Raw genomic sequence first — 22,102 nt, forward strand, 5'->3', positions numbered from 1 at the left:
AGACCGCTTCGTATCGGACCATGCTCCGGTGGCGTCAGCGCCGGAAGGCAACGACCGATGGGCCGGCCCAGCCGGCGAGATAACGCAGAAGATCGTCGGGCGTCATGACGGGGGCGAGCGCATCGCCCTGACCGAGCGCGATGCCAAGCCTTTGCAGGCGCTCCACATCCTCGCGCCGGTCGACCCCTTCGGCAACGACCTCTGCCCCCATCTTCACCGCCATGGCGCCGAGTCCCTTGATGATGCCGCGGCTGCGCTCGCTGCGCGTCGCCTCCTCCACCAGCGTGCGCTCCAGCTTCAGCGTGCCGAAATCGAGATTGGCGAGGCGGTTGCGGCTGTCGATCGCGCGGCTGACGTCGCTGGTCGCGAAGATGACGCCGGCGTCGCGCAGCGAACGGATGCTGGCGAGGAAGGCTTCGCTATAGGTAACGCTGCGCTTACCCGTCAGCTCGATCTGCAGATGGCCGGGGCCGATCCTGTGGCGCTCGAGCAACTCGAACAGCGACTGGGCGAAACCGGGCTGGGAGAACAGCTTCTCGGAGGCCTCGACATAGATCCGCAATTCCGTCTGTGTCGCAAGCCGGCCGAACAGGTTGAAGGTCGAGCGCAGCAGGGAAAGCAGAAGCGCCGCGCCCTCGTTGATGCTGTCGGCGATTTCCATCACCTCCGCCGGCGCAATGGCGCCATAGGCATTGTGCGACCAGCGCGGCACGACCTTCACCGCGCGCAACCGGCGCGTCGGCAGATCGAACACCGGCTGGAAGGAGGCCTCGATGGCCCCTTCGACGATGGCATGGGAAAGCGCGTCCTCCAGATAGGTCCGCCGCTCATATTCGATCAGGAGACCGGCATTGAACGCCTGGACACAATTGCGCCCGGCGGATTTCGCGGCGTAGAGCGCAAGGTCCGCATTGCGCATCAGCGCATCGACAGGCTCGACGGAGCGCAGGTCCTCGACATGCGAATAACCGGCGCTCGCCGATACCTGCACGACATTGGCGTCCAGCGTCGCGGGTGCGGCGATCTTCTGCACGGCACGGGCGGCATAGTGGCGCGCGGTCTCGCGGCTGCCGGTAAGCACCACGGCAAATTCGTCGCCGCCGAAGCGGAAGGCGAAGGCGTCATCGCTCTGGCGCACGGCGAGCAGGATCGCCGCGACGTGCTTCAGCAGCATGTCGCCCATGCCGTGGCCGAGTGTGTCATTGACCTGCTTGAAGCCATCGAGGTCAAAATAGATGACGGCGAAGTCCGCGCCGGAGAGCGCCTTCAGCGTACGCAGCATGTCCTCGAAGCTGGCGCGGTTGCCGATGCCGGTCAGGTGATCCGTACACAGAAGCTCGTGCTTCTCCTCGATGCTCTCGTTGAGCCGGCGGTTGAGCCGGCGCGTCAGGAAAAGCTCGACCAGCACATAGGCCACGGCGACGACGCCGAGCGCCACATAGGCGATCTGGATGCGTTTGAGATTGGTGACGCTCTGCAACTGGGTCTGCACCGCCATGTTGAGCCGCTGGCGCCGTGCCTTGTTTGCCGCGTCGCTGAAGACGATGACGCGCTCGCGATATTGCGTGGCGAAGAGATCGACCCCACGGTAGCTGCCGGCGACGCCGGGCTGCAAGGCGTTGACCGCGGCCTCCAGCCGCGGCATGGCGCCGAGCAGCTCACCGATCAGCGCCTCGTCAAGGTCGTCATCCGCCTGGACCTTCCGATAGCTCTTCGTACCCATGACGTTGACGCGGGACCACAGAAGGTCCAGCGCCAGTTGCACGTCCTTGGCCGCAACGCGCGGATCGCCCCGCGCGAAAAGCTCCGCCTTGCTGAAGAGCGTGTTCGCCTCCAGTTCGAGCCGGCTCGCCTCCTCCAGCCGGGCGGAGAAGTGGAGCCGGTCGTTGATCCCGTCGGAGATCTGCGCAAGGCTCAGATAGCTGACGGGAAGCATGATCAGGAACAGCGATAGGATGATCGGGAAACGCAGCAGAGGCAGCCTTCCCCAGACCTTGCCGAGCAGGTTCATTTTGCGACGAGTTCTTTCAGTTGCCAGACGCTGCGCGATTCATAGATCGGGTCGGTTAGCGCCGCGTTGTCGCTGCGCGGATAGACGATCCAGGTCGGCCCCTTGTCACGCACGGTCAGCGGCTTGCCGTCGACCTCCACCGCAGCGATGGCGCCGAGCGTCGTGAAGTCCTCGGCCGGCACGTCGATTTCATAATTATCGAGGGCGACCGCGACATATTCCGCCGAGGCGAAGCCCGCCTGGTCGAGCAGCGACTGCATCAGCGGACCGCGCACCTCATGCAGTTCCTCGCCGTCCGTGCCGGGCAGGGTGGTCTTGAAGGTCACGCTGCCGGCCTTCGCGATGGCCTCGGCGGTAATTTCAACCGTCTTGGCGCCATCGGCCGAGCGGATCGTGAAATAGGGCTCGGCGGCAAGGGCGGTCGTGCAGGTCAGCGCCAGGCCGACGGCGAAGGCCGCAAGGGACTTGGTCATGGAAAGCATGCGTTTCTCCTTGGTTGGGGGATCATGTAGCGGCGTGCCGCGCGGTTTTCCGTTCGCCGGACGAGCGGCGGCGCGGTGTCTCGAAAGGAACGATGGGAGTGGCGGCAGCCGCGCTGTAGAGGGCCTGCGCGCCGGCTTTCTCGATATAGTCGGTGATCTCGTCGGCAAGGAGCGGCTTGGAGTAGAAGTAGCCTTGCACGAGGCTGCAATCGAGCTTGCGCAACGTGTTCAGCTCGTCCTGCGTCTCGACGCCCTCGATGATGCAACTGATCTTCATGTCACGGCAGAGCGCGATGACGGACTTGACGATCTTGTAGCCGGTCGAGACGGTGCTGATGTTGCTGACGAAGCTGCGGTCGATCTTGATCTTGTCGAGCGGCAGCTTGTTGACCTGCGAAAGCGTCGAATAGCCCGTGCCGAAATCGTCGAGTGAGATGCCTGCGCCGAGTGCTTTAAGCGTCGTGACGGCCGTGACGAGCTGGTCGAAATCGCCGACGACAGCGGTTTCCGTAATCTCGAAATCGATGCGCCTGGGATCCAGCGGGCTGTTATTGAGGATGCCGACCAGCCGCAGGACATTATCGGGCGAACAGATATCCTGCATGGACAGGTTGAAGGAGAGGCGCAGTTGCGGCGGCCAGGCGGCCGCAGCGGTGAGCGCCTTTGAGAGCAGCACGCAGGTCAGGCGATTGGCCAGCCCTGCCCGCTCCGCGATCTGAATGAACTCCACGGGGCTGACGCGCCCGAGCTGCCGGTTGTTCCACCGCGCCAGCGCCTCGAAGCCGATGGGCGTGCCGGTCGCGACCGCGACGATGGGCTGGAACACCAGGCTCAGCTCCTCCTCCAGATCGGCCGTCTGCAGCTCCTGCTCGACGAGCGAGTGCCGGCGGATCGTATCCTGATGGGCGAAGGAGAAGAGGTTGGTATGACCGCGCCGCTGGCTCTGCTTGGCGCTGATCAGCGCATATTCGGCCGCCTCGTGAATCTGCTGCGCACCGCCCGAAACCGTCGCCGACGAGGCAAGGCCGATGGTCGCGGTGATATGGGCCGTCACGCCATTGACGCTATAGGGCGCCTCAAGCGCGGCGCAGATCGCCTCGGAGCGCTCGAGCATCCCGGCGCTCATGGCCCAAGGCGCAGTACCGACAAGGCCGAATTCGTCGCCGGCCAGACGGAAGACGCCGAAGCTGTCCCCTGCGCTCGCCAGCAGCCGCCGCGCCACTTCGATCAGGACCTGGTCGCCGCCGCGATGGCCGAAGGCGTCGTTGACGACATGGAAGCCATCGAGGTCGAGCACGCCGATGAAGAGATCGCCGGCGCCCTGCTCGAGTTCGCGAAAGCGGCTTTCGATTTCCACGAGGAAGCTATGGCGGTTGGGCAGTTTCGTCAGCGTGTCGTGGTTGGCGAGCCAGAGATTGTGTGCATCGAGCACCTCCATCGCCGCCTGCTTGTCGAGAATGCTGCGCCGGGAACGGATGAGGCTGGCGAAGGCCGCATAGTTGATGGCCAGGATGATCATCATGATGAGCGAGACGAGGGCGACATTCACGGCGATCGCCGTGAAGGAGCGGCTGCCGCTATCGGCGAAGAAGAGCACGAAAGGGATATTGACGACGGCGGACACGAGGAGCGCCGCGCGCGGCAGATGCATGAGGCAGAAGATGCAGCCGATCACCGTGATGCCGATGAAGAAGGCGATCTGGCCCTGCATGTGCGCCGTGCCGTAGGAATAGAGCGCCAGCCCCCAGAGAACGAAGATCGCCGCAAGCAGGCCGGCCAGCAGGGTCGTGCCCGCCAGCATCCGCCGGGCCTCGGCATAGGTTGGCACGGTACCCGCCCGCCGTATCCACTTGATGAAGCGGACCGAGCAGAGCAGGGTGAAGATACCGGGAACGTAGAGCGTCAGCAGTCGTGGCCCCACGCCCATATAGGAATAGGCGACCATCCAGGCATTGGCGAGCAGGATCAGGTAGAGAAGCGGGATCTGCTTCCTGAGAGACTGGTACTGGGCAATCGCCAGTTCTTCCCGTTCGCCCGGTTCGCTCGCCCGGCGAAAAACGCTGACGATCTGGTCGAGCAGTCCTGCCTCTTCGAACTCGATATCCCGCGGGCGGTCCGCTTCCGTTGTTGCCACGCGCACGCTCAGTGTCTCCCTGCCGGTCCGGGAACGCGCCTGCGGCGGGAGACGACGATGAAGAGCTGCTTATTCCACATCTACTAGGCTCCACTCGATCGGCGGATGCTAGGCGGGGATCGCTCTGCCGGCGTCGATCCGCCTGCAATCCGCCGGAGCATTCCGCGGGTCGCATGGGGTTGCCGGTTCGGAAACGGCGCGCCCCTTGCGATCGCAAGACGCACGTCGCGCCATCATGAAGCAAAGGTGTCGGTTGGGACGGAAGCTCATTCCCGCCTGCTCTGCCGCCGGTGCCCTGGGCCACGTCCGGCAAGTGAAGCCGATCGTTGATTGCGGACATTAATATGAGGTAAAAATCCAAAGTAAATCCAGAAGCGAACGCTAATTTATCAATGTTAAACGACCCATGTATCATCTATTATCAATACATATCCACGGATAGATTTTATAATTAATCCATAATTAACCGAAATATCACGTTCTATTTCAGTATTATGCGCACAAACTCCAGCAATAGGCCGGAAGATGCAGAATATTCTGAAATTTACACGCAGAGAAACGCTCATTGGCGGCGACCACGAGAACAAAGACGCAGATACAGTGCTGCGCTCCATGGCAGTCGTCACGCAACAACTTGAACGAATGCTTGATGTATTGCGCGAAAACGCGCGCCAGGAATCAAGGATCGCGCAGACCGAATTGAGTCAGGCGCCGGGGAAATAGTTCGCCGGGGTGGAGAGACCCCGCGAACCTGCAATCGAATACATCAGCCGCCGGGACATCTTGCTGGCTGAAGACAATATCCGGCCCGCAGACATGAAACGGCGGGCATCGCATCGTAATCGCATGAGGCGGTTTCATCGACCCTATGATGGGGGTTCAACCTTTCATCCTTTGGGGACAGATAATGAAGCACGTTCCAATTATTGGAAAATTCCTGGCGATCTTCGCGCTGTTCGGCGTTTTCGCCCTGGCGATAGCCGCATATTCCGCCATTCAGATCAAAGCCGTCGACGATGCATACAGCGGCATTCTCGCCAATGAGAGCAGCGCTGCGCTCACCCTCGTCAATGCCGGCAAGGCGCTGCAGAACGGACGCGCAGCCATCGCCGACATGGTCATGGCCGCCACCAAGGAAGACACCGAGTCCGCGGACGCCGAAATGAAGGCGATCAAGGCCGATTACGCCGCCCTCATGGACAGGACGATATCCCTGCTACCGTCCGACACGCGCCTTCCGGCGCTGAAGGCCGATGGCCTGGCCCTTTTCGACGACGCTTGCAAGAACGCGATCGACCTCGGCCGCGTGGCGCTCGATCCCGCCGGCGTCACCGCATCGCAGAAGCTCTTCAATACCGAGTGCCGGCCGGTCTTCAACGGCGTGACCACCCGCTTCGCCGAAACCGCCAATGCGATCAACGAGGGCAATCTGAAGCTGAGCGACCTGCTGACGGAGCGCAGCAATTCGATCGCCATCATCTCGATCATCGCGGTCGTGGCAGGCTTCCTCGTCGTCCTGTCCATCGGCTATGTGGCAATTCGCTCCTGGCTGGCCCGCCCGATCCGGGGGCTTGCCGACACGATGGAGACGCTGGCCAACGGCGACCTCACCGCAAACATCGACGGCACGGACCGCCGTGACGAAGTTGGCGTGATGGCGCGCGCCGTCGAGATCTTCAAGACGAACGGACTGAAGGCACGCGCACTCGAAGGCGAGGCGGAAAATGCCCGGGCACAGAGCGAGACGGAACGCGCACGCGTCGCCGAACTCGACCGCCAGCGCGCCGCCGAAATGAGCGAGGCGACGGCCGGGCTTGCCGAAGGCCTCAAGCGCCTGTCCGCAGGGGATCTGGGTTCCCAGCTCACCAAGCCGTTCGCCCCCGATTTCGAAGGTCTGCGCAACGACTTCAACGCCGCCGTCTCGACCCTGCGCGAGACCATCGCCTCCGTCGCCGCCTCCACCGGCGCGATCGACAGCGGGGCACGTGAACTGAGCCAGAGCGCGAACGACCTGTCGCGGCGGACCGAGCAGCAGGCCGCCTCGCTCGAGGAAACCGCCGCCGCCCTCGACCAGATCACCAGCAACGTCGCCAATTCGACCCAGCGCACCGAGGAGGCCCGCAGCGTCGCCATCGAGGCGAACCAGTCGGCGCAGAAGTCGGGCGTGGTCGTCGCCCGTGCCGTCAGCGCCATGCAGCGCATCGAGCAGTCGTCGAGCCAGATTTCCAACATCATCGGCGTCATCGACGAGATCGCCTTCCAGACCAACCTGCTCGCCCTCAACGCAGGCGTGGAAGCGGCGCGCGCCGGCGAGGCCGGCAAGGGTTTCGCGGTGGTGGCGCAGGAAGTACGTGAGCTTGCCCAGCGCTCGGCACAGGCGGCCAAGGAGATCAAGGACCTCATCCGCACCTCCGCCGATGAAGTCGAAAGCGGCGTGAAGCTGGTGACGGAGACGGGCGAGGCCCTGAAGGTCATCGAGATGCATGTCGTTTCGATCAACAGCCAACTCGACGCCATTGCCGTCTCGGCCAAGGAGCAGTCCGTTGGGCTGAGCGAGGTCAATGTGGCCGTGAACCAGATGGACCAGGTGACCCAGCAGAACGCCGCCATGGTCGAGGAGGCAACGGCCGCGAGCGCTTCGCTCGCCTCGGAAGCGGAAACCCTGCGCCATCTCGTCTCGGGCTTCCAGTATGCCGGCCGGGACGAGGCGCGTTCCGCACCGGTTGCGGCCTCGGCCGATCGGTCTGCCGTCCCCTCGCCCGCCCGGCGTCTCGTCGGCCGCATCGCCTCGGCGCTCGGCGCCGGCAGCGCCGCCCCCAAGGCGGATAGCTGGGAGGAGTTCTGAGCAGCCGGCCCGGCGGGCCATTCCCCCCATTGGCCCGTCGGCCGAAAACAAAAAAGCCCCGGCTGCAAACCGGGGCTTTCGACGTCTGGCCTTGTGGGCCAGAGAAAATGCCGATGCATGGGAACTAACGCCGGGGGGACGCCAGATGCATCGGACATGTGCACTATGCCTAAAACAGCAGCAACCAAAAAGAAACGTTTACGCAATCCGGTGTCGCATTTGACTCCGTCACGCCGGAGTCACGCAGTCGCCGCCGCAAGGTGGCGAGGGGAAGCCCCCGGCTCCTCCCCCTCGCACTCCCCTGCTGCACCTCACCCCATGGGAGGCGCGGCTATGTCATACGGGCCGCTGGCCGCACGATAACAGAAGTGTAGAGCCTCGCAAAATGGCCCGCACCGGCCTGCGGCTCTCCGGATCGGTCCGTTTCCCATCGAGAGCGAATAGACCGGCCGCGCCGAACGTATCGTTACGGAAGGCACCGGTCGATTGACCCAGGTGTAACCCCTTGGCTAGAGGCTCGCCGGAGCGCAACGGCGACCCCTCCGAACCGGATCGATGGCGCGAACAACGGACGGAGCGCCGCGCCGGCATCTCCCGAACAGACGGAATGAATCTGCAAACGCGCCGACAATGGCGGCGAGGGGTTCCCTGATTCCGTCATGCCCGAGATAGCGGCCTCCCCCCATGAGCCGCTTACCGGAAAGGCTCCCCCCATCCCGCCTTTCCCCCGAGAAGAGCGCGCCCCCCGAGCCAGGGGGCGCCTCATTCCCTGCAAGACAATATGGAGAACGAAATGAGAAAGATTCTTGTCGCGGTTTCGATGGTTCCGCTGCTCGCGCTCGGCGCCTGCGGAAAGAGCGAGGAATGCACCCCGGAGCTTGCCCAGAAGAAGACCGAGGAGCTGACCAAGGCCATTCAGGAGCTCGTGACAAAGGACCCGACCAAGGGAGCGACGGCCCTCACGAAGATGCAGGAAGTGACGACGAAATACGCCAATGCGGACGAGAAGGAAGCCTGCAAGGCGATCGACGAGCTTCTGGCGTCCATCAAGGAATAAGGTCGCTGCGCGGTCATCCGCGCGGGCGAAGGGCGGCATTCCTGCCGCTTGCATTGTGAAGAAAGCGCGCCCGGCCAGGGGCGCGCTTTTTTATTGGCTCGAAGCGACGGCGATCAGAATTCCTGCCAATCCTGCGCCGCTGTTGCCGCTGCCGCACCACCGAGGGCGGAGGCGACCTTGCGACCAAGACCACGGGCGGGAGAGGTCACGGGCGCGGAGGCCGGGCCGGCAAGGCGCACCGGCGCATGTCCGACGCCGCTGTTGCCGAGGGTGAACTGCGCCAGAAGCTGCTTGAGCGAGGACGCCTCCTTCGCAAGGCTGTGGCTCGCCGCGGTCGATTGCTCGACCATCGCGGCGTTCTGCTGCGTGCCCTGGTCCATCGTGTTGACCGCCTGGTTGATCTCGCCGAGACCGACCGACTGCTCGCGGGCGGATTCCACGATCGCGTTGACGTTCGCGTTGATGTCCTGCACCTCCGTCACGATGGTCTGCAGCGCTGCACCGGTCTCGCCGACCAGCGCCACGCCGGCCTGCACCTGCGTGCTGGATGCCGTGATGAGCCCCTTGATCTCCTTGGCGGCCTGCGCCGAACGCTGCGCCAGTTCGCGCACTTCCTGCGCCACCACGGCGAACCCCTTGCCGGCCTCGCCGGCCCGGGCAGCCTCCACGCCGGCATTCAATGCGAGAAGGTTCGTCTGGAAGGCGATATCGTCGATGACACCGATGATGTTGGTGATCTCGCCGGAGGACCGCTCGATCTCGCGCATCGCCTCGACGGCGCGGCGCACGACCTCGCCCGACTTCTCCGCCCCGGCGCGGGTCCGCGCCACGAGCTGACCGGCCTCCTCCGCGCGCTTGGCCGCATCACGGACCGTCGTGGTGATTTCCTCCAGCGCGGCCGCGGTCTCCTCGACGGAAGCGGCCTGCTGCTCGGTCCGCTTGGAAAGGTCGTCGGCTGCGGCGCGCACTTCGTTCGCGCCGGCGTCGATGGCATTGGCATTCTCCCCGACCGCTCGCAGGGTCGCCTGCAGCTTGCCGACGGACTGGTTGAAATTCTCGCGAAGGCCGTCGAGATGGGCGGCAAAGGGCGTCACGATCTGGTAGGAGACATCACCGTCCGACAGGTGGGTAAGGCCGGTTCCAAGCGCATCGACAGCGTGCTGGATCTCGGCAGCCTCGCGGGCCTTCTGCGCCTCACGCTCCCGGCGCTCGCGCTCGGACAGGCCGCGACCGTTCTCCGCCTCCTGTTCAAGACGGATTCGTTCGAGAGCGTTATCCCTGAAGACGGCGACGGCAGCGGCCATCTGGCCCACCTCGTCGCGGCGCTCCATGCCGGCAATCGCTTCCTCGGTCTGTCCTGCCGCAAGCGTTTCCATCCGCGACCGCAGCGTCGCGATCGGCGTGGTGATGCCGCGCGAGGAGATGAAGAGGGAACCGGCCATGCCCGCGACGATCGCGATGCCGAGAGCAAGGAGCGAGTAGAAGATCGTCGCTGCGGTTGCGGCGCTCAGCTCGTCGCTCCGGGCCGCGACGCGCTCGGTCAGCTTCGTGCTCCAGCTCCCCATTTCGTCGCCAAGCACGCGAACGGGATCGTCCGAGGCGACATTGCGCACCACTGCCGCTGCAAACTCACCCTTCTTAGAAAGCGCTACGGCCTCGTCCGTGATGACAAGAATCTCGTCGAAGCGCTTCTCGAACGCGTCCAGCTCCTGGGAGGACGCGGGCAGGAACGACCTGATCTCGCCGAACCCCTTCTTCACGGCTTCCCGCGTGCGCTCGTAGCTCCTGACGATCTCGCCATCGGCCATGGTCGCGGCGTCGGCCGTCGCGGCGATATACGCCTTGTAGGCGGCGGCATTGACGCCGCCACGCAGGTTGTTCATGCGTGCAACCGCGGCATTGTCCCGCGCTACGAACTCCGAATAGAGATCGTCGGTTTTTTGAAACTGCACGGCCATGATCGACATGCCCGCGACCGCAACGGCGCATATGCCGATGAGGGGCGCGAGAATCTTCGTTCTGATCCTGGCATTCGTAAGAAAGGACATACCCGGCTCCACGGATAGACGACACATCGCTGTCCGACTGGTCTCCCGGGAAGAAGGCATGCCTTCGGCCGCGCCGAAACCTCACGGTTTCACGATGCAGCGCCTCGACGCCTTCGGGGGCCTCGCCTGGTAACGAGTGTCAAATGTTCAGGAAACATGACAGAGCAACCGCCATCCTGGCGCACGGGTCTCCCGGCATGGGAAAAACCAGTTCCGTCATTACGAATTCTCGGTAGACTTGCTTAAAATGCCGCTAATTTACACGGAGCAAAGAATTTATTTACATCAACACCAAGAATTTTCTGCGGATTTCCGCGCCTGATACAATTTTATGTATCGATACAAAACAGTATCTTTGTTCGCGTAGCAGTGATTTTACTATAAGATACTTAATTTCAAGCACATTGTTAACCATATTTGCAGCCCAGACTCAAGAGCAACATCATGGGTCGGCCCCACGCTCCGCCGGCCACCCGCACCGGCAGCCTATCCCTGTTCGCAATCAGCTCCCCTGAACGCCACCCCAGTCGCTGGCACCGGCGATCAGGTAGGGGCGCTTCGCTCTGGCTGCATTCTGTGGTTTGCTTGGCACGAGCCTCGCCAAGGAGCCGCCGTGCTCACGGCATATCCTCCACAGCGGCGGCATGAGCCACGGCGGGATAGTCATCGACGACAACGGCTCTGCGGAAATTGGCCTCCGCCTCAATGGTGTCTTTGATTTCGGTAACGTCGCGACGAGGGAACAAGCGCTGTCTGCCTGCGTTGAGGCGCGTTTCAGCGCCAACTGGCCCGGCGGAGCAAAAGTCGCGCCGACGCCCAGTCCAAGCAGGGCTGGCCGCCCGGACAACCGCTCGGGCGTCATCGGCGCTCTTGTCGCTTCCGCTGCATCAGGATGCGGGCACGGCCACGACCGCCCGCCTTCGTTCAAACCGGCGCACCATCGCCAGCTCCACCCGCCGCCGGGGGAAGGTGCGTCGCGGCGAACTCCGCAAAGGGTACAGGCCGACCGAACAGGTAGCCCTGCATGTATTCGACGCCAAGCTTTTGCAGATATTCGCGCTGCATCGCGTTCTCCACGCCCTCGGCGACAACGAAAAGCTCCAGCCTCGAGGCAAGATCGGCGATGATGTCGAGGATATGGCTGGAGAGCGTTTCCGTGCCCGCCTTGGCGACGAAGCTCTGGTCGATTTTCAGCGCATTGACGGTGAACCGCTGCAGATATTCGAGACTGGAATTGCCCGTCCCGAAATCATCCAGGGCGACTTGAACGCCCATGCCGTCGAGCTGCTTGAAAAGCGCGTCGGTCATTGGCGTCGCGGGGATCGCCTCGCGCTCGGTCAGCTCGAGGAAGAGGATGACGGAACCCGGCGGGAACGGCTCCAGAAAGGCGCGGCACCGATCGAGCAGCTCCATGCTGGTGCAATGCGCCGCCGAGATATTGAAGCCGACATGGAACGGTTCCGGAAGGTTCGGCAATTGCCCGAGCAATTCTTCCTGCACGCGGTCCATAAGCTGATAGGTCATCTTCACGATGAGACCCGTGCTTTCGGCAAGCGGGATGAACTGGTTCGGGGGGATGATCCCTTCGATCGGGTGCATCCATCGCACGAGGACTTCGGCGCCGGCCAGCGCGCCGGATTCCCCGAGCACGACAGGCTGGTAGAAAGGCACGAATTCGTCGGCGTCGACCGCCCGTCGCAACTCGGCCGTCAGGGAATTGCGCTGGGACAGGAAACGGCGGGCCGCATAGCCCGACAGAAGCCCGAGCAAGGCGAGCAGCAGCCAGGACGGCCAATAATCGAAAACGAGATGCCGCCAGACAAGGCCCTGCCCATAGGCCACGCCGACGGTGAACGGATAGGCCGCCGAAGGGACGAGACTCGCAATGGCATTGTCCGGTTGCCGGAAGGCGTCGGTGACCGTGCCCTCCTTCCCCACCCAGTTCGGCCCGATCCCGATCTCGACCGTGAACTCCTCGGCGCCGAGGCTGAGCACGTCGAAGACATGCTGCCCGTCGATACCCACCAGTACAGAGCCGGATGCCGTGGCGTGCCGGTAGACGAGCAGCGCCCGGTTCGGCGTGACGAGATTGCCGAACATCAATTGCAGGCGGCCGTCCGCATAGGCCGCGCTATCCTCGGCATAGTCCACCGCACCCTCGAGGGTGGAGCAATAGATCCTGCCGTTTTCAGCAAGGTTCAACGAGCGGACGAAAGGATGGGCCGTCACCCCCCGCCGCAGGTCAAGGCCGGCGGCAGGACAGGGGCTGCCGACCAGACCGGCCACTTCCACCGCAGCATTACTCGCATGGCCGAGGATGGCGTCGACCCGCGCGACCACGAATTCCTGAATGGCCGCCGCCTCGCCGTCGAGGGACTGCCGGGCCTGCCAGGCCAGGAAGGGCAACCCCAGAAGCAGGGGCAATATCCCGAAGAGCACGACAGCCAGACGGCTGCGGGCTTTTCCCTCCCGGCCAGCCATCGCTCCTCCTGCCCCCTGCCTTCGCTCTCCCGATCTCTTTTCCAACCCCTTCCAGCCCCTCTTGCCTGTTGCGACAGCCGAACCGGAACCATCCTAATCGCTCAAGGTTGATCTAACGTTTCACCCGGAGGCTCCCGCATGGCGCGCGTAGCGGCCCGGCGGCTGCCCGACATGGCGGCTGAAGGCGGTGCTGAACGTGCTCGCCGAACCGTAGCCGACGCGGCGCGCGACCTCATCGAGCGCCAGGGCGCCGCTGCGGAGCAGGTCCTTGGCGACAGCCATCCGCCAGGCCAACAGATATTCCATCGGGCGCAGGCCGACCGCGCGGGTGAAGCGGTCGAAGAAGGCGGAGCGGGACATGCCGGCGGCATCCGCCAGCCCGGCCACCGTCCAGCCATGCTGCGGGCCGCCATGCATCTCGCGCAGCGCCCTCGCCAGCCGGGCATCCGCAAGGCCCCGCAACAGGCCGGGCGGCGTATCCCCGCCGCGCGATATGCGCAGCGCTTCGACCAGCAGGATTTCCACAAGCCGCGCCAGCACAAGCTCCCGCCCGACATTCTCCGCCTTCGCCTCCTCGGCGACGAGCCGCACCAGCGTCGTCAGCCGCTCGACGCCGCGGATATGGATCATGCCCGGCAGCAGCGACACCAGCAGCGCGGCGTCCGGCGTATCGAATGCGAAATACCCGCCGAGGAGCCGGACATCGGCAGGCCCGCCGGGACGGCCATGCCGCACTTCCCCGATGGGAGCCGGAGCGGCCGTGGGGTCGACATGCATGGGAATGGCCGGCTCGAAGCCGGACATGGTGAAGGCCGGCGTCGCCGGCAGCAGCACGAAATCGCCCCGCTCCAGCGTGGCCGGCGCCTCACCGTCGACCATCAGACGGCACCGCCCCTCAAGGACGGCGCAAAAGCCGGGCTGGCCGAAGGCGGAATAGCGCACCGCCCAGGGACCGGCCCCGCTGATGCCCTTCGAAAAGACCGCACGCGGCCGCAACAGCTCGATAACCTCGGTAAGCGGATCGGACATTTGGACTATCGCAAAATAAATGCGGACCTTTGATTGATGATAGTCCTGATATTGCCAGCTATCTCTTTCCCGTCAACACGAAAGAGGACCCTTTCCATGAACACCGTGCTCATCACCGGCAGCTCTTCCGGCTACGGCCTCCAAACCGCCCGCCACTTCCATGACAGGGGCTGGACCGTCATCGCCACCATGCGGACGCCACGCGAGGACGTCCTGCCCAAATCCAGCCGTCTGCGCATCCTGCCGCTCGACGTGACGCAGCCCGAGAGCATCGCCGCCTGCCTTCAGGCCGCCGGCCCGATCGACGCCCTCGTCAACAATGCCGGGATCGGCGTGGTCGGCGCGTTCGAGGCGACGCCCATGGCGCATATCCGCAAGATATTCGAGACCAACACGTTCGGCGTCATGGCGATGACGCAGGCCGTCATCCCGCACCTGCGCGCCCGCCGGTCGGGCGTGATCGTCAACGTGACCTCCAGCGTGACGCTCGCGCCGATGCCGCTGGCGGCGGCCTATACCGCCAGCAAGATGGCGATCGAGGGCTTCACCGGCTCGCTGGCGCATGAACTGGCCGCCTTCGGCGTGCGCGCCAGGCTGATCGAGCCGGGCTATGCCCCGACCACGCGGTTCACCGCCAATAGCGGGGTGCGCGTCGAGGACCTCATTCCCGCAGCCTATGAGGAATTCGCCGCGCCAATCTTCGCCGCTTTCGCCAAGCCGGCCATGGTGACGACGGAGGCCGATGTAGCCGAGGCCGTCTGGCAGGCCGCCAACGACCTGTCCGGGCAGCTCCGCTTCCCCGCCGGCCCCGACGCCGTCGCACTGGCGCAGGGCCACGCCGGATAAGCCTCACGCCGCCAGCCGGCGCTCCGGATCAGCGGCGCTTCGCCAGCATCGAGCGCGACAGCACGACCACGAGGCCGATGGCGACGGTTGCGACGATGAAGAGGAAGGCGGCGGCGGCAATGGCGGGGCTGATGTTCTCGCGGATGCTGGAAAACATCTGCCGCGCCAGCGTGCGCTGGTTGGGACCGGCGACGAAGAGGGTCAAAACCACCTCGTCGAGCGAGGTTGCGAAGGCCAGGACCGCGCCGGACAGCACGCCGGGCATGGCGAGCGGCAGGGTGATGCGCCGGAAGACCGTCGTGGGCGACGCCCCGAGGCTCTGGGCGGCAAGCTCCACCCGCTCGTCTATGCCGGCCAGCGCCCCGGTGACGCTCACCACGACGAAGGGCACGGCGACGACCGTATGGGCGATGATCACGCCCAGATAGCTGTTCGTCAGGCCGAAACGGGCCAGCAACACCTGCATGCCGACACCCAGAACGACCGCCGGCACGACCATCGGCAGCAGGAAGAGCGTGCGCATCGTGCCGCGGAAGAACAGCAGCCGGTTGCGCAGGCCGAGCGAGGCGGCCGTGCCGAGCACGGTTGCCAGCAGCGTCGTGCCCGTGCCGATGATGAGGCTGTTGACGATCGCCCGCCGCCAGGCATCGGCGAAGAACAGTTCCTCGAACCAGCGCAGCGACCAGGACGGGATCGGATAGGTCAGGATGACGCTCGAGGTGAAGGCGAGCGGCAGGATGGCGAGGAGCGGCGCGACGAGGAAGAGCACCGTCAGCGTGGCGAACGTGGCCTTGGCGATTTTCATCGGCATGGTCAGCGCCTCCCCGGTTCGTCGCTGGAGAGGCGGGCATAGACGCTGTAGAGCAGGAGCGTTGCGACCAGCAGCACGACGCCGAGCGCGCCGGCCATGCCCCAGTTCGCCGAACCCGTGGCGTAGAAGGCGATGATGGACGAGATCATCTGGTCGCCCGGCCCGCCGATCAGCGCCGGCGTGATGTAGTAGCCGATGGCCGAGATGAAGACGAGAAGGCTCCCGGAAGCGACGCCGCGCAGGCTGAGCGGCAGGAGCACGCGCAGGAACGCGCGCAGCGGATGGGCGCCCAGCGAGGCGGCGGCCGGCATCAGATTCTTCGGAATGGTGATCAGCACGGAATAGATCGGCAGCACCATGAAGGGCAGGAGCACGTGGGTCATGGCGATGATGACGCCCGTGCGGTTGAAGATCAGCGCCAGCGGCGCGTCGATGAGGCCGATGCCGCGCAGGAGGTCGTTGATGAGGCCCTGCTCCTGCAACAGGATGAACCAGGCCGCGGTGCGCACCAGAAGCGACGTCCAGAGCGGCAGCAGCACCGCGCCGAGCATCAGGTCGCGCTTCCAGCCGGACAGCGAGGCGGCGATGATGGCGTAGGGATAGCCGATGCAGGCGCAGGCGAAGGTGACGAGCGCGGCGATCCAGAAGGTGCGCACGAGGATCACCCGGTTGACGGACTGGTCCGGCGGCAATTGCTCGATGCTGCCCGCGGCATTGCGGCCGAGATCGACGGCGGCAAGCAGGTTGCGGTCGGTATAGGGCGAGAGCGCGTCGGCGATGGCGAGCCAGAATTCCGGCTTTTCCCAGCGCTTGTCGATGGAGACGAGGTCGGCGGGCGGGTTCTCCGCGTCGGCGAGCGCGCTCGTCGTCTTGCCCATCAGGGTGCGGAAGCCGGAGCGGGCGCTGTTGAGCCGGCGTACCATGTCGCCGAGCGCCTGGTCGTCGTCGACCGCCTTCAGGTCCTCCATCAGCGCCGCCTGCATGGGCATGGTCGGCGGCGACGTGCGGTCCCAGTCCCGCAGCACCTCGGCGCTGCGCGGCAGGAGGCGAAGCACGGCCGGATCAGAAACGGCCTGCGACATCATGCTGAAGAGCGGCCAGACGAAGAAGCCGATGAGGAAGACGAGCAGCGGCGCCAGCAGGAAAAGCGACCGGCCCGTGCGCGATGGAGCCCCGCTCATGGCGCGATGACCCGGCAATCGCCGGCCGAGAAGGCGGCGAACACCCTGGTGCCCGGCGGAAACTCGCGCGACCGGCGGCCGAGCTTGGCGATCAGCGGATGATTGGCGTTCTGCAACTGCACGCGCAGATGATCGCCCTGATAGACGCTGTCGGTGACCTCCGTTTCGAGCACGTTGCGCGCCTCGCCGCGTGTTTCGCTGAGGTCGACGCGCTCCGGCCGGATCGAGAGGAAGACGGGCTGGCCGGAGGCGACGGTGCCGGACACGGCCGACACGATCTGCGCGCCGGAGGCAAGGCGGACGGTGGCTTCCGCGCCCTGCACGGCCTCCACCACGCCCTCGACAAGATTGGTCTCGCCGATGAACTCGGCGACGAAACGGGTCGCCGGCTCGTCATAGACCTGACGGGGCGTGCCGATCTGCTCGATCTTGCCCTTGTTGAAGACGGCGACCCGGTCCGACATGGTGAGCGCCTCGGACTGGTCGTGCGTGACGAAGACGATGGTCAGGCCCAGGCGGCGATGCAGGTCGCGGATATCGAGCTGCATCTGCTCGCGAAGCTGCTTGTCGAGCGCGCCGAGCGGCTCGTCCATCAGCACGACGCGCGGCTCGAAGACCAGCGCGCGGGCGAGCGCCACGCGCTGCTGCTGGCCGCCGGAAAGCTGCGAGGGGCGACGGTCGGAGAGGGCCGAGAGCTGCACCATGTCGAGCGCCCGCTTGACGCGCTCGCCGGTCTCGGCCTTGCCGAGACCGCGCATCTGCAGCGGAAAGGCGATATTGTCGCCGACGGACATATGCGGAAAGAGCGCATAGCTCTGGAAGACGACGCCCATATCGCGCTTGTGCGTGGGCACGGCGTTGATGGCGGTCCCGTCGAGCAGTATATTGCCGGAGGTCGGCTGCTCGAAGCCCGCGAGCATCATCAGGAGCGTCGTCTTGCCCGAACCGGACGGGCCGAGCAGGCTGACGAACTCGCCCTTGTCGATGGAAAGATCGAGGTTTTCGACCACGCAGAGCGGGCCGTAGAATTTGGTGATGCGGTCGAAGCGGATGAATTCGGCCAAGTGAGGACTCCATCGCAAGGGTCGCAGCGGCGGGATTGCCCCGGCAAAACCTTCTCCCCGGCCCGGGAAGAAGGCCGCCAAACGGGATGAGGGGCGAACCCGCCCCTCACCATATCCGCTTTACTGCGCCAGCCAGGCGTTGAAGCGCGCCGTCAGCGTTTCCGCATTGTCGATCCAGAAGTCGACATTGAGCGGGATCGAATCCGTCATGTTCGCCGGATCGGTCGGCAGGTCCTTGGAGAATTCCGCCGGCACCTTGGAAGCGGCATCCTTGTTCGGCAGGCCGTAGGCGACGAATTCCGGCAGCTTGGCCTGGTTTTCCGGCAGGCTGGCGAAGGCGATGAAGTCCTGCGCCGCGTCCTTGTTCTCGGCGTCCTTCAGCACGACCCAGCTATCGACGGCATAGATGCTGCCCGGGAAGACGACCTTGAAGTTCTTGCCTTCCGAGCGGTTGATGCCGGTGATGCGGCCGTTATAGGCCGAGGTCATGGCCACTTCGCCCGAAGCGAGGAACTGCAGCGGCTGGGCGCCCGATTCCCACCAGACGATGTTCGGCTTCAGCTCGTCGAGCTTCTTGAAGGCGCGCGCGACGCCCTCCTCGGTGCCGAGCACGTCGTAGAGTTCGTCCTTGGAGACGCCATCGGCGAGCAGGGCGAATTCCAGCGTGTATTTCGGACCCTTGCGCAGCGAGCGCTTGCCGGGGAATTTCTCGACGTTCCAGAAGTCCGCCCAGGAGGCCGGGCCTTCCTTCAGCTTGTCGCCGTCATAGGCGATGGCCGTGGACCAGACGATGGCGCCGACGCCGCAGTCGTTGACCGCGCTGTCGAGGAACTTGTCCTTGCCGCCCATCTTGTCCCAGTCGATCTTCTCGTAGAGACCGTCGGCACAGCCGAGCGCCAGTTCCTCGGCCTCCACCTGCACGGCGTCCCAGTTCGGCGCACCGGCCTTGACCTTCGACTGGATGACGCCGATGCCGCCGTCCCAGGCCTCGTCGAGCACCGGCTTGCCGCTCTTCTCGGCGAAGGGCTTGAAGTAGATGTTGCGCTGGGCATCCTGATAGTTACCGCCCCAGGACACGACGGTCAGGTCCCGCGCGAATGTCGGCGCGGCGATGCCGGCCGACAGCACGATGGCGGCCGCCGCCAGGATACCCGATTTCAGAATTGTCTTCATGGCACTCCCCTTTTCTTCGTTTATGAAGGAGCCGCTACGGCTCCGATGACGATTGATGCGCACCGCCCGCCCCGCCTTTGCGGCGGTGACTGCGGCTTGCGGCCATCGCGCCCTTTCCCCTGGGCGTTTCGGCCGATTGATGCATTCCGGTCATTGTCGGTCAACGGGTTTTTCCCGCTTATTGACCGTTGTCAGACGTGCTGCCCTCCATTGATGTGGATTTCCGCGCCGTTGATGTAGGACGATTGTTCGGTGCAGAGGAAATGGATGGTCTCCGCGACTTCGCGCGGTTCGCCCAGCCGTCCCATCGGCACTTCCGCCGCCACCAGCGCGTCCGTGCCCGGCGAGAGGATCGAGGTCTCGATCTCGCCCGGCGCGATGGCATTGGCCCGCACGCCGCGCCGGCCGAATTCATGCGCCATCTCGCGCGTCAGCGCCGCAAGCGCCGCCTTGGAGGCCGCATAGGCGACCCCCGCGAAGGGATGCACGCGCGAACCGGCGATCGAGGTGACGTTGACGATCGAGCCTTTCGCCGCCTCCAGCTCCGGCATCAACGCGCGGGCGATCAGCGCCGTCGAGACGAGGTTGACGTTCAGCACTTGCGTCCACACGTCCGCATCGGTGCCGAGCACACCGAGGCGGCTCTTGCCCGGCCCTTTCGGCGAGATGCCGGCATTGTTGACGAGCGCGTGCAGCTTGCCGTTCGGCAGGCGCTCGCGCACGGTCGCGGCGAGGCGGTCGATCTGCGTGAGGTCGGCAAGGTCGGCCTGGATGTGGCTTTCCCGGGCGGACGGCCAGGCGCACTCCTCCGAGAAAGCCTGGCGCGAAACGGTGAAAATACGCCAGCCCTTCGACTGGAAGAGCTTGACCGTCGCATGGCCGATGCCGCGGCTCGCTCCCGTCAGCAACATGTAGCGGCGTTCTTCGGTCATGCGGGGCGATCTCCCTTGATGCTTGATACATCGTAATCTGCGGCGAATGAATTGCAAGCCCCGTTCGAGACAGGTCAGGCGCGGCGCGTTTTTCCCTCCGCGCCATGCTCGATACGCTCGAGGATCGGCCTTCCGCCGAGCTGGATATCATCGATGATTGCCATGGCGGCGGCGGCGGAATCGTGCCGCTTCAATGCCTCGACGACCGGATAGTGATGATCGATCATCGCCCGCCCACCGGCAAGATAGGCGTCGGAAATATGTGGCCCCATCTGCAGCCAGAGCCGCCGCAGGATGGTGGTAAGCACGGGAAGCCCGGCGATGCGCGGCAGCATGAAATGGAACGCCTGGTTGAGCTGCGTGCCTCGCAAGCGGTCTCCCTCCGCGATCGCCGCCTCGTTTTCCCGCAAAATCTGCTCCATTTCATGGATATCGGCGCCCGTCGCCGTCTGCGCGGCGGTTTCCGCCGCAAGTCCTTCCAGCCGGACGCGGATCGTGCGGATCTCCCGGTATCGCGCCTCGCTGAGACCGGATATGCGGATGTCGCGCGGGGAGCGGAAGGTGATCGCCTCGTCGTTGGCAAGACGCAGGATCGCATCGCGGATCGGGGTCACGCTCGTGCCGAACTGCTCGGCGAGATCGCGGATCTTCAGCCGGTCGCCCGGCTGGAAACGCCCCTGCATCAGCGCGTCGCACAGCGCGCCATAAACCACGCTGTTGAGGTTCTCGTGTTCCAGTGTCGTGAATTCAGGCATGGAACTGATCCGCAAAATCGAGTAACAAGATACTTGATGCATCTTTTTTGACGTGTTTCAAGTATCGGCCGGCCATCGGCGGCATCTTCCGGGGAAGACGCGGCCATGGCAATGCCGGCCGGAGCGCTGTCAACAGCGCCGAAGCCTTTCTCGATACCGCCGCGGGAAACCGCCAGAACGGAGCAAGCATGACGGAGCCAGCGCCCGCCGCCCCGAAATCGGACTCCCCGAAGCCGGATTCAATGTCGGCGACATGGAGCATGACGGCAATCGAGGACGCGCAAGTCGCGGTCGCGGACGTCTATGGGCTTGCGGGCGCCGTGAAGCGCCTTTCCAGCGAACGGGACGAAACCTTCCTTTTCACCCGGACCGACGGCACCGATTTCATCCTGAAAATCGCCAATCCCGCCGAAGATCCGGCCGCGCTCGAATTCCAGGACGGCGCGCTGCTGCATCTGGAGGCCGCCGCCCCCGCCGTGCCCGTGCCGCGGCTGGTGCCGACGCAATCGGGCGAGCCGAGCCACACGCTGTCGACGGTCGACGGCCCGCGCATCATGCGCCTGCTCACCTTCCTCGACGGCGAGCTGCAATACCGCACGCCGGCCTCGGAAGCGCAGAGCCGCAATGTCGGCCGGGCGCTGGCCGAACTCGGCCTCGGCCTGGAGGCCTATGCCGGCCGCCCGCCGGAAGGCAAGCTGATGTGGGACATCTCCCATACGCTCGATCTTGCGGCCGTCGTCGGCGATGTCGCCGTGGAGCGTCGCGCGCAGGCTGAGGCCGTTCTCGACGAATTCGAGCGCTGCCTGCCGGCCATCGCCGCGCTCGAACGCCGGCAGATCATTCACAACGATTTCAACCCGCACAATATCCTGCTCGATCCGGCCGCGCCGGAGAGAGTCGCCGGCATCATCGATTTCGGCGACATGGTGCATGCCCCCCTGATCAACGACCTTGCCGTCGGCATCTCCTATCACCTCGCCACCGGGAACTGGGCCGCCCGCGCCGGCGCCTTCCTCGACGGGTTCCTTTCGGCGCGCGCGCTGAAGCCGGAGGAGGTCGAACTGCTGCCGCTTCTCATGCGCTGCCGTCTCGCCATGTCCATCATCATCGCGGAGTGGCGCTCCGCGCGCTTCCCGGAGAACCGGGCCTATATCATGCGCAACCACGCCGCCGCCTGGAGCGGCCTGCAAAACATTGCCGATCTTACTGCGGCCGGGCTGAAACGGCTCGCGCCCAACCTGACCGAGGGCTGA

The 22,102-nt window shown here is 64.8% G+C and carries 18 protein-coding genes; 5 read left to right on the plus strand and 13 right to left on the minus strand.

The features are described 5' to 3' along the window. Positions 1-34: 34 nt before the first annotated feature. From K8M09_RS14715 to K8M09_RS14725, 3 genes are read right to left on the minus strand one after another with little or no spacing between them, the layout of a single operon-like run. The gene (locus tag K8M09_RS14715) at positions 35-2,011 is read right to left on the minus strand and encodes a GGDEF domain-containing protein (protein ID WP_160785074.1); all 1,977 of its coding nucleotides are present in this window, start codon (positions 2,009-2,011) and stop codon (positions 35-37) included. Beyond that, entirely contained in the window at positions 2,008-2,493 is a 486-nt protein-coding gene (locus K8M09_RS14720) for a molybdopterin-binding oxidoreductase (RefSeq protein ID WP_160785073.1), read from the minus strand. The genes K8M09_RS14715 and K8M09_RS14720 overlap by 4 nt, the downstream gene beginning before the upstream one ends. 22 nt (positions 2,494-2,515) lie before the next feature. After that, positions 2,516-4,633 (minus strand): putative bifunctional diguanylate cyclase/phosphodiesterase, encoded by a 2,118-nt coding sequence (locus tag K8M09_RS14725; RefSeq protein ID WP_160785072.1) that lies wholly within the window; start codon positions 4,631-4,633, stop codon positions 2,516-2,518. A gap of 519 nt (positions 4,634-5,152) precedes the next feature. On the opposite strand from K8M09_RS14725, the gene K8M09_RS14730 reads away from it, so the two are divergent. The 3 genes from K8M09_RS14730 (at position 5,153) to K8M09_RS14740 (ending at position 8,529) form a co-directional block, all read left to right on the plus strand. Beyond that, the gene (locus tag K8M09_RS14730) at positions 5,153-5,350 is read left to right on the plus strand and encodes a hypothetical protein (RefSeq protein WP_160785071.1); all 198 of its coding nucleotides are present in this window, start codon (positions 5,153-5,155) and stop codon (positions 5,348-5,350) included. A gap of 184 nt (positions 5,351-5,534) precedes the next feature. Beyond that, positions 5,535-7,472 carry a methyl-accepting chemotaxis protein gene (locus K8M09_RS14735; RefSeq protein WP_160785070.1) on the plus strand — a complete coding sequence of 646 codons (1,938 nt, stop codon included), beginning with the start codon at positions 5,535-5,537 and terminating at the stop codon, positions 7,470-7,472. Positions 7,473-8,265: 793 nt separating this feature from the next. Further along, the gene (locus K8M09_RS14740; RefSeq protein WP_160785069.1) at positions 8,266-8,529 is read left to right on the plus strand and encodes a hypothetical protein; all 264 of its coding nucleotides are present in this window, start codon (positions 8,266-8,268) and stop codon (positions 8,527-8,529) included. Between the two features lie 113 nt (positions 8,530-8,642). On the opposite strand, the gene K8M09_RS14745 is transcribed toward K8M09_RS14740, so the two are convergent. The 3 genes from K8M09_RS14745 to K8M09_RS14755 all read right to left on the minus strand — a co-directional run bounded on the left by K8M09_RS14745 (position 8,643) and on the right by K8M09_RS14755 (position 14,087). Continuing rightward, positions 8,643-10,577, minus strand: coding sequence for a methyl-accepting chemotaxis protein (locus K8M09_RS14745; RefSeq protein WP_160785068.1), 1,935 nt, complete (start codon positions 10,575-10,577; stop codon positions 8,643-8,645). A gap of 924 nt (positions 10,578-11,501) precedes the next feature. Next, positions 11,502-13,058 carry an EAL domain-containing protein gene (locus K8M09_RS14750; protein ID WP_160785067.1) on the minus strand — a complete coding sequence of 519 codons (1,557 nt, stop codon included), beginning with the start codon at positions 13,056-13,058 and terminating at the stop codon, positions 11,502-11,504. A 120-nt stretch (positions 13,059-13,178) separates the two neighbouring features. Next, positions 13,179-14,087 (minus strand): AraC family transcriptional regulator, encoded by a 909-nt coding sequence (locus K8M09_RS14755; protein ID WP_160785066.1) that lies wholly within the window; start codon positions 14,085-14,087, stop codon positions 13,179-13,181. 96 nt (positions 14,088-14,183) lie between these two features. Here K8M09_RS14755 and K8M09_RS14760 point away from each other — a divergent pair, with 96 nt between their 5' ends. Beyond that, on the plus strand, positions 14,184-14,933 hold the full coding sequence (locus K8M09_RS14760) for an SDR family oxidoreductase (RefSeq protein ID WP_160785065.1): 750 nt from the start codon (positions 14,184-14,186) through the stop codon (positions 14,931-14,933). 28 nt (positions 14,934-14,961) lie between these two features. On the opposite strand, the gene K8M09_RS14765 is transcribed toward K8M09_RS14760, so the two are convergent. The 7 genes from K8M09_RS14765 to K8M09_RS14795 form a co-directional block, all read right to left on the minus strand. Continuing rightward, positions 14,962-15,744: an ABC transporter permease gene (locus K8M09_RS14765; RefSeq protein WP_160785064.1), complete on the minus strand. Its 783-nt coding sequence runs from the start codon at positions 15,742-15,744 to the stop codon at positions 14,962-14,964. Between the two features lie 2 nt (positions 15,745-15,746). Beyond that, positions 15,747-16,925, minus strand: a complete 1,179-nt coding sequence (locus K8M09_RS14770; RefSeq protein WP_160785063.1) for an ABC transporter permease — start codon at positions 16,923-16,925, stop codon at positions 15,747-15,749. Beyond that, positions 16,922-17,989, minus strand: a complete 1,068-nt coding sequence (locus tag K8M09_RS14775; RefSeq protein WP_160785062.1) for an ABC transporter ATP-binding protein — start codon at positions 17,987-17,989, stop codon at positions 16,922-16,924. The genes K8M09_RS14770 and K8M09_RS14775 overlap by 4 nt, the downstream gene beginning before the upstream one ends. Positions 17,990-18,109: 120 nt before the next feature. Beyond that, entirely contained in the window at positions 18,110-19,162 is a 1,053-nt protein-coding gene (locus tag K8M09_RS14780) for an ABC transporter substrate-binding protein (RefSeq protein WP_160785061.1), read from the minus strand. A gap of 191 nt (positions 19,163-19,353) precedes the next feature. Beyond that, positions 19,354-20,094, minus strand: a complete 741-nt coding sequence (locus K8M09_RS14785) for an SDR family NAD(P)-dependent oxidoreductase (RefSeq protein ID WP_160785060.1) — start codon at positions 20,092-20,094, stop codon at positions 19,354-19,356. 74 nt (positions 20,095-20,168) lie between these two features. Next, positions 20,169-20,849, minus strand: a complete 681-nt coding sequence (locus K8M09_RS14790; protein WP_160785059.1) for a GntR family transcriptional regulator — start codon at positions 20,847-20,849, stop codon at positions 20,169-20,171. Next, positions 20,842-21,111 carry a hypothetical protein gene (locus K8M09_RS14795; RefSeq protein ID WP_170299414.1) on the minus strand — a complete coding sequence of 90 codons (270 nt, stop codon included), beginning with the start codon at positions 21,109-21,111 and terminating at the stop codon, positions 20,842-20,844. Before K8M09_RS14795 ends, K8M09_RS14790 begins: the two co-directional genes overlap by 8 nt. Here K8M09_RS14795 and K8M09_RS14800 point away from each other — a divergent pair. Continuing rightward, a complete protein-coding gene (locus K8M09_RS14800; RefSeq protein WP_229341908.1) occupies positions 21,110-22,102 on the plus strand; it encodes a phosphotransferase in 993 nt (330 codons plus the stop codon). The genes K8M09_RS14795 and K8M09_RS14800 overlap by 2 nt on opposite strands.

The sequence above is a fragment of the Shinella zoogloeoides genome (assembly GCF_020883495.1).
GTDB lineage: Bacteria > Pseudomonadota > Alphaproteobacteria > Rhizobiales > Rhizobiaceae > Shinella > Shinella zoogloeoides.

Coding starts and splice junctions, on each gene's coding strand:
- K8M09_RS14755 (WP_160785066.1), bottom strand. CDS start 14,087: ATGTCCGATCCGCTTACCGAGGTTATCGAGCTGTTGCGGCCGCGTGCG.
- K8M09_RS14800 (WP_229341908.1), top strand. CDS start 21,110: ATGACGGCAATCGAGGACGCGCAAGTCGCGGTCGCGGACGTCTATGGG.
- K8M09_RS14735 (WP_160785070.1), top strand. CDS start 5,535: ATGAAGCACGTTCCAATTATTGGAAAATTCCTGGCGATCTTCGCGCTG.
- K8M09_RS14720 (WP_160785073.1), bottom strand. CDS start 2,493: ATGCTTTCCATGACCAAGTCCCTTGCGGCCTTCGCCGTCGGCCTGGCG.
- K8M09_RS14760 (WP_160785065.1), top strand. CDS start 14,184: ATGAACACCGTGCTCATCACCGGCAGCTCTTCCGGCTACGGCCTCCAA.
- K8M09_RS14730 (WP_160785071.1), top strand. CDS start 5,153: ATGCAGAATATTCTGAAATTTACACGCAGAGAAACGCTCATTGGCGGC.
- K8M09_RS14790 (WP_160785059.1), bottom strand. CDS start 20,849: ATGCCTGAATTCACGACACTGGAACACGAGAACCTCAACAGCGTGGTT.
- K8M09_RS14740 (WP_160785069.1), top strand. CDS start 8,266: ATGAGAAAGATTCTTGTCGCGGTTTCGATGGTTCCGCTGCTCGCGCTC.
- K8M09_RS14780 (WP_160785061.1), bottom strand. CDS start 19,162: ATGAAGACAATTCTGAAATCGGGTATCCTGGCGGCGGCCGCCATCGTG.
- K8M09_RS14745 (WP_160785068.1), bottom strand. CDS start 10,577: ATGTCCTTTCTTACGAATGCCAGGATCAGAACGAAGATTCTCGCGCCC.
- K8M09_RS14770 (WP_160785063.1), bottom strand. CDS start 16,925: ATGAGCGGGGCTCCATCGCGCACGGGCCGGTCGCTTTTCCTGCTGGCG.
- K8M09_RS14765 (WP_160785064.1), bottom strand. CDS start 15,744: ATGCCGATGAAAATCGCCAAGGCCACGTTCGCCACGCTGACGGTGCTC.
- K8M09_RS14785 (WP_160785060.1), bottom strand. CDS start 20,094: ATGACCGAAGAACGCCGCTACATGTTGCTGACGGGAGCGAGCCGCGGC.
- K8M09_RS14750 (WP_160785067.1), bottom strand. CDS start 13,058: ATGGCTGGCCGGGAGGGAAAAGCCCGCAGCCGTCTGGCTGTCGTGCTC.
- K8M09_RS14795 (WP_170299414.1), bottom strand. CDS start 21,111: ATGCTCCATGTCGCCGACATTGAATCCGGCTTCGGGGAGTCCGATTTC.
- K8M09_RS14715 (WP_160785074.1), bottom strand. CDS start 2,011: ATGAACCTGCTCGGCAAGGTCTGGGGAAGGCTGCCTCTGCTGCGTTTC.